Genomic DNA, 5,234 nt, shown 5'->3' on the forward strand with positions numbered 1-5,234 from the left:
ACGCCCCTTCCCCCCCCTCCATCCTCGGGAAGCCGGCCGCCGCGTTGCCTTCGCCCTGGCTGCCGTGGCAACCGATGCACGCGGCGACGCCCGTCGTCGTGCCCTGTGTGGCGATCGTCTTGCCGAGCGTCGCGTCGTCCGCGCGCGCGTGGCCGGCCAGCAGCGCCGCCGCCGCGAGCAGCAGCGGCGCAAACCGGCGTCGCGGTGTGTCCACCGTATCGTTCACGTGTCCCCTCCTTGTTGTCGTTCGCGTGCGCGCCGCCGGACTGCCGGCGTGGCCGCGCGGTCAGCCCGCGTCGGGCTGCTTCTGCTCCGGCGCGAGATTCTGCGCCGGTGCCGCCGCATCGTATCGGCCAAAGCCGTAGCGCTGGAAAATCCGGAACGCCTCCGGCGACCGGATGAACGCGAGCCATGCGCGGGCGGCTTCCGGATGCGGCGCGTCCTTCACCATCGCCCCCGCATAGATCGCCGTCGTATTCTGCTCGGCCGGAATGTCGATGTGCATCAGCGGATGCCCGACCTGTTCCTGGAACGCCGCTTCGGATTGCCACAGCACGCCCGCGTCCGCGCGACCCTGCATCAGAAATAACGCCGTTTCCCGGTGATGGATGTGCGTGAGCTCGGTCGTGCCGGCGCGTACCTTGTCGTCGTAGACGGTACGCGCGAGCGCGTCGCCGCCGGCCTTCACGAGCGACGCGCGGATCTGCCGCGCGACGCCTTCGAATGCCGGATTGGGCATCGCAAGCTGCACGTCGGGCCGCGCGAGGTCGTTCAGCGACGCGATCCGCTTCGGATTGCCGGCGCGCACCATGATCGCCAGCTGGTTCGTCACATAGGGCACGGCGGGGCCGGCGAGCGTGCCGTCCGCGATCAGCCCGTTGATCTTGCCGAGGCCCGCGAAATACGCATCGGGCTTGACCGTCCACGTCATGTTGCCGACGGTGATCGTGCCGCCCGCCTGGATCTGCTTCACGAGCAGGCCGGGCGGGATCGTTTCCCAGTAGATGCGGCCGCGGTATTCGGGATGGTCTTCCTCGAACTTCGCGACGAGCGGCGCCATCGCGAAGAAATAGTTGCCGCCGACGAACAGCACGAGCTTCGGCGCGGTGAGGTCGCCGTGGAAATCGGCGAGCACGTCGACCTGCGGCACCGTGAATTCGAGGCCACGGTGCGTCGCGTCATTGTTGCGGCCGTCCTGCCAGGGCGGAAAGACGGTCGTGGCAGGCGCGGCGAGTGAGAGGGCCGACGTGCAGCAGAGCCACGCTGCCAGCACGGCGCGCAGCGTGCGCCGACGGCGACGCGATGGCGGTTGCAGGGGAGTCGATGTCATCGAGGGGCTCATTTTGCGTATGTGAAGCCGGCCTGCTGCAGTTCGGGCAGCGTGCCGACCGCGCCCGGCGTGACGATGGCCGACGGGATCACGTGGTTGGTCAGGTCGGCCGCGAGCGCATCGAGCGGCAGCTTGTCGGGATTCGCGTTCGCGCCGTCGAGGCGTTCCGCGAGTTCCCAGATTGCGTTGTGGCACGACAGGAACACGACGCCGCGCTGCTGCAGTGCGGCGAGGCTGTTGTCGTGCGACGAGAACGCGCCGTCGGGCAACTCGTGGTCTTGTGCGCCCTTCGATTGCGCGGGCTTCGCGTCCAGCAGCGTGTTGGTCGGGAACGCGGCGCCGGCGAATTTGGCGAGGCCGTATTTGTCCCACGCGACCTGGTCGAACAGCGCGAGATGCGCGCTGCCGTGCGTGGCCGATACGACGAGGAAATCCGGATGGCGGTACGACCAGATCTGCGCGTTCAGCGAATTGCGCATCAGGTTCAGCCACGGGCCGCCGAGCTCGGTGTTGTCCCACACCTGCTTCGGGCCGCCGCGGTAGCCGGTCACTTCGGCCAGCGCCGCGTGATCCCACTGGTCGGGACGTTCGAGGATCATCGGCACCGTCTTGAAGTCGCGCCGTCGCGGTGCGGCCGCGAGGCGGCGCGTGAGGTCGGCGAGGTGCGTGGCGCCGCCGGGCAGCAGCGCGCCGGTGTCGGGCGCGGCGGCGTGAGCGTGGCGCGCGGCGGCGAGCAGCGCAGTGCCGGCCGCGAGGCCGAGTGTCTTGAGCGCGCCGCGGCGCGCATGCCGGTCGGACATGGCTTATCTCCCGGAATCGTTTTTGTGGGGGCGTGTCGCGCTGCCGTACGACGATGCGGCGTCGCGAATGCGTAGCCAGTCTAGCGGCGCGCGCCCGATACGGAAAATCGCGATATCGGATGGGAGATATTCGAGGGTCTGATGATTCGGCGGGAGGGCGGCGGTGTGATCGCTGCAACCACCCTCGGTGCGCGTGTTGCAGTGGGCCTTTGGGGGATGGCCGGGTTGTTGAGAGGCTTCCAGCGGACGGCTCTGGTTCCCTTCGGCAAACATGCTGACCCTGTTGATAGGGAGGACTGATTATGTGAGATGGGGTGTAGAGGATCGACTTGTATAATTTCGTCCCACGAATGCAAACATGCTTTACCGAGAGAGAACGTTAACCATGAACTGGGACGATGCCCGCGTTTTTCTGGCAGTTCATCGCGCCGGGACGCTGCGCGAGGCCGCAGTCGTGCTCGATGTCGATCAGGCTACCGTCGGGCGACGCCTGACGGCGCTGGAGAAAGCGCTGGGCGCGAAGCTGTTTCTCAAGACGTCGTCCGGCTATGTCGTGACGCCGATCGGCGAGCATTCGCTGCAGGCCGCGGAAGCGATGGAGCAAGCGGCGAGTGACTTCGAGCGGCGCGTCCACGGCTCGGACGACCGGCTCGAAGGCGAGGTTCGGGTGACGACGACCGATTCGCTGGCGATGGATTTCGTCATTCCCGCGATACGGGTGTTGCGCCGGACATGCCCCGCGATACACGTGATCCTGACGACGTCCGTGCAGGTGCTGAACCTGACCCGCCGCGATGCGGATCTCGCGATTCGAACCGTGATGCCGGAAAACCCCGATCTCGTCCGCCGGAAGCTGGCCGAGTGGGAGGTCGGGCTGTTCGCGAGTCGCGAGTATCTGGATGCGCATGGTGCGCCCGCGACCGGATCGGCTTTCGACGGGCATGACCTGGTGGTCTACCAGCCTTCCATCACGTCCAATCAGGCACACACGCTGTGCGGCGAGTCGATGGAACGCGGGCGCATCGTTGCGCAAGTCAGCTCGAGCCTGATGCTGGCGACATCGATCCGGTCGGGCATCGGCATCGGCGAACTGCCCGTGTATATGGCGCAAGAGGACGATTCGCTCGTGCGAATCTGGCCCGACAGGACGCGCGCCGTGCCGTATCAGGTCTGGCTCGTGTCGCATACGGACCTGAACCGGACGGCGCGCGTTCGGGCGGTCACCGCCGAGATCACTGCTTCGTTCGATCGCTATCGATAGCGGCCGGGATCTGCCGGGGCGGGACATCTTGCTCAACGGGGCCGGGTTTCACGCATCGAGCGCGTGCGCCGCGCGGCGTACCAGCGCGGCACGATCGCAACTGCCGCGACGATCGCGAAGAACGGAATAGCCGTCGCTAGCACATGGCTGCCGGTGCCGAGCAGGCCGCTGGACACGGTGGCCGCGAGCGACGCACTGCCGATCTGGAAGAAGCCGACGAGCCCGGACGCGGTGGCCGCGCGCCCATGTTCGCTCGCGATGGCGCCCGACACGGCGAGCGACAGCGACGATCCGTTCGACAGGCTGACGAGAAACATCGGCACGACGATCGCGACGATGCCTTTGACGTGCGACGACTCGCACAGCGCGAACGCGATGCCGCCGGCCACGAAGCAGCCCACGCCGGCCACGACGATCGCGTCGTAGGACATCCGGTCGAGCATGCGGCGCGAGATCATGTTGGCGGCAATGATGCCGGCGGTCAGCGGCAGGTAAAGCCAGCCGCTTTGCTGTTCCGACAGGCCCAGGCCCGAGAAAATGAACGGCGACTGCGTCAGGTACACGAACCACGCGCAATAGATCGCGCAGACGACGAGCATGTATCGGATGAATGCCCGATCACCGAGCACGTCGGCGAAGCCGGCCAGCGGCACGGCGCGCTGTTGCCCCGGCGTGACGGGCGGCCGCGTCTCCTTCAGAAGCAGCTGAACGAGCACGAGCGCGACGACGCCAAACGCGGCGACGAACATGAAATCGCTCCGCCACCCGAACCATGCAGCCAGATATCCGCCGATCGCGGGGGCGATCGCCGGAGACAGCGACACGAGCGGATACACGATGCTGTAGACCTTAGCGGATGCCTTCTTGTCGCAGGTGTCGGCGATGATCGCGCGACCGATGACGAGGCCGGACGCCGCGCCGAGGGCTTCGAGGACGCGCCAGCCGAGGAAGCTTGCGAAGCCGCCGGCGTTTGCGCAGCCGATCGAGCCGAGGATGTACAGGAGGATGCCAGCCGTCAGCACGGGTTTGCGTCCCCACCGGTCGGAGAGGGGGCCGTAGAACAGTTGCGCACAGGCGAGCGCGATCAGGTAGGCCGATACCGTCTGCGGCATCTGCCATGCATCGATCGAAAACTCGTGGGCCATCGACGGCATCGCGGGCAGGTAGACGTCGGACGCGATCAGGCCAAAGGCGCTCAACAGGGAGACGACGAGGATGAGTGAAAAGTGGGACATGTTCGCTGGGTGGTGGTGGCGGCGCGCGTGAACGGCGGGCAATGGCGACGCGCGTTGGGCCGCCTTGAGAAAAGGCCGGGGCGATCATACGGCGTGCGATGCGGTTCGGGAGGCGGCGGAATTGCATCGCTCGGATGCGTTTTTGCGGGCGTTAAAGCAGTTGCCGGGGAGGCGCGTGGAGGACGGCGGCGGGTGTCGTGCGGGATGCCGGTCAAGAAAAATCTGGCGCCGATGTTGGCGGTGAGCAACGGCGCGTTTCGCCGTCGTTCTTGAGTCGCCGGATGATCGAACGATGTTTCGTCGCCGTGTTGTCATTCGGCACAGCGCGCGCGGGCTTGCCGCAATCGATCGATCGTGAAGCGGCCGGGATGCCGCGTTGAGGAGAGGGAACTGCAGCGCGTGGAAGGCAGCCGCCGATTTGGGCTTGCGCGTGGGCGGCCGCTTTCCGGCCAGCCCACGCACACACCAGGCCTTCAGGCCATCAGAACCTCAGAACCTCAGAACCTCAGAACCTCAGAACCTCAGAACCTCAGAACCTCAGAACCTCAGAACCTCAGAACCTCAGAACCTCAGAACCTCAGAACCTCAGAACCTCAGAACCTCAGAAC

Annotated in this window: 4 protein-coding genes and 1 pseudogene; 1 reads left to right on the top strand and 4 read right to left on the bottom strand. The window is 66.5% G+C overall.

Annotated elements, in window-relative coordinates; translation table 11 throughout:
- The 3 genes and pseudogenes from G3N61_RS37910 to G3N61_RS37920 form a co-directional block, all read right to left on the bottom strand.
- A pseudogene (locus G3N61_RS37910) lies at positions 1-226 on the bottom strand (cytochrome C); the annotation flags it as partial.
- Between the two features lie 60 nt (positions 227-286).
- The gene (locus G3N61_RS37915) at positions 287-1,330 is read right to left on the bottom strand and encodes a substrate-binding domain-containing protein (RefSeq protein WP_205824983.1); all 1,044 of its coding nucleotides are present in this window, start codon (positions 1,328-1,330) and stop codon (positions 287-289) included.
- Positions 1,331-1,338: 8 nt separating this feature from the next.
- The gene (locus G3N61_RS37920; protein WP_205824985.1) at positions 1,339-2,130 is read right to left on the bottom strand and encodes a transcriptional initiation protein Tat; all 792 of its coding nucleotides are present in this window, start codon (positions 2,128-2,130) and stop codon (positions 1,339-1,341) included.
- A gap of 385 nt (positions 2,131-2,515) precedes the next feature.
- Here G3N61_RS37920 and G3N61_RS37925 point away from each other — a divergent pair, with 385 nt between their 5' ends.
- Positions 2,516-3,391 carry a LysR family transcriptional regulator gene (locus G3N61_RS37925; RefSeq protein ID WP_089451899.1) on the top strand — a complete coding sequence of 292 codons (876 nt, stop codon included), beginning with the start codon at positions 2,516-2,518 and terminating at the stop codon, positions 3,389-3,391.
- A gap of 32 nt (positions 3,392-3,423) precedes the next feature.
- Here G3N61_RS37925 and G3N61_RS37930 read toward each other — a convergent pair whose 3' ends face one another.
- Positions 3,424-4,626 carry a multidrug effflux MFS transporter gene (locus G3N61_RS37930; RefSeq protein WP_089451900.1) on the bottom strand — a complete coding sequence of 401 codons (1,203 nt, stop codon included), beginning with the start codon at positions 4,624-4,626 and terminating at the stop codon, positions 3,424-3,426.
- Positions 4,627-5,234 lie beyond the last annotated feature (608 nt).

This window comes from Burkholderia sp. Ac-20349, from assembly GCF_017104865.1.
Lineage (GTDB): Bacteria > Pseudomonadota > Gammaproteobacteria > Burkholderiales > Burkholderiaceae > Burkholderia > Burkholderia aenigmatica.